General features: G+C 38.1%; 1 protein-coding gene. It reads right to left on the bottom strand.

The features are described from left to right. Positions 1–66: 66 nt before the first annotated feature. The gene (locus QM406_RS10000) at positions 67–1452 is read right to left on the bottom strand and encodes an IS1182 family transposase (protein WP_414274119.1); all 1386 of its coding nucleotides are present in this window, start codon (positions 1450–1452) and stop codon (positions 67–69) included. Between the last annotated feature and the right edge of the window lie 98 nt (positions 1453–1550).

The raw sequence follows: 1550 nt of genomic DNA, 5'->3' as shown, positions 1-1550 counted from the left end.
TCAGAACGAAGACAAATGTCATTTTTGGCGTTTGTCTTTTTTACTTTTCAAAAATATGTTGTCTCATCATCTGATATTCCATCCGAAAATCTGTATTTGAGAAAAATAAAAAGGGATATTTCCTATCCATTTCACCAGTTTTTTGATATTTAAACACGCCAAAGTAAGCCCAACCTGATCCTCCATTTTGGACTTTCCTTTCTCTCTAGTGTATCTCAAATTATGGTACTCCTTAGCCGTCCCAAAAAGCCGTTCAATTGTTTCTTTGCGCTTCTTATAGAGCTCTTTCATTTCTCTTTGGTGACGAATCTCCTCACAAAATTCAAGGGCATCTTTCCAGACATGTCTCGTTACTACTTTTTGATGATTTTGGCTTTGGGTACAAACGGATAATAAAGGACAGGCAACACATACTTTGGGATTACTCTTATACTCACGGTAGCCTTCTCGAGTGGTAGTGCGATAGCTTAATACTTGATTCTCTGGACAAATATAAGAGTCATGACTTGCATCATAAACAAACTGACTAGGTCTTAAGTTCCCCTTTACTCCCTTTGGACGAGTATAAGGAAAGACAGGAATGATGTTACGTTCTAATAAATAATGGGCAATAGCTGGGGTCTTGTAGCCTGAATCCGCAATTATATAGCGTGGAGAGAAAGGCTCTAACTTTGAAAATAAGGCAGGGAAAGCCTGGCTATCATGAACATTTCCTGCTTCAACCGTATAAGCTAAGGCCCAACCATGCTTATCGCAAGCAACTTGAGCAGAATAGGCAAATACTTCCTTGTGTTCGCCCTTGTGAAACCAACCACACTCGGGATCTGTTGTTGAGATTTTCTTTTCTTTTGCCTCACTTTCTTTTGCGGGCTTTAAGGACTTTTTTGCGTGTTTTTTCCGATCTAAATCAATCTCAACTGCCAATTGTTCACTCATAAATTTAGCTTGTTGGTCTACCATTTCCTTACGATACTTGTGACTATTAGCTGCCGCTTTGATATGGGTACCATCCACAAATATTTCAGAAGGATCAATTAAGCCAGCATACAAAGCTTGGTTGAGAACTTGGGAAAAAATCTCAGAAATGAGTTCTTTATCTTGAAAACGACGGCTGTAATTCTTGCCATAGGTAGTAAAATGAGGAACCTTATCATCTAAAGTTAGTCCGAGAAACCAACGATAGGCTACGTTTACTTCAATCTCTTTAATGGTTTGGCGCATGGAACGGATACCATAAAAACACTTGATCAAAGGAATTTTGACTAACATGACAGGATCAAGACTAGGACGACCATTATCTGGACTATAGGTATCTTCTACCAAGTCATAAATAAAGTCAAAATCAACCTTTGAATCTACTTGTCGAAGAAAGTGATCTTTGGGGACCAATTCATCTATCGTATAGAAACCATATTGCTTACGATTATAATCAGGTTTTTCTTTGTGAAACATAGGGATTACCTCACAACTCTTCTTACCTCTATTATACGACTTTACACAAAGAAAAGCCCTTAGAAACTTGAGTTCTAAGGACTTTGTCTTCAATCTGA

The sequence above is a fragment of the Streptococcus infantis genome (assembly GCF_047465035.1).
Lineage (GTDB): Bacteria > Bacillota > Bacilli > Lactobacillales > Streptococcaceae > Streptococcus > Streptococcus infantis_T.
Note: the sequence above shows the minus strand (reverse complement) of the source record. Positions and strands in the feature narration are given on the sequence as shown.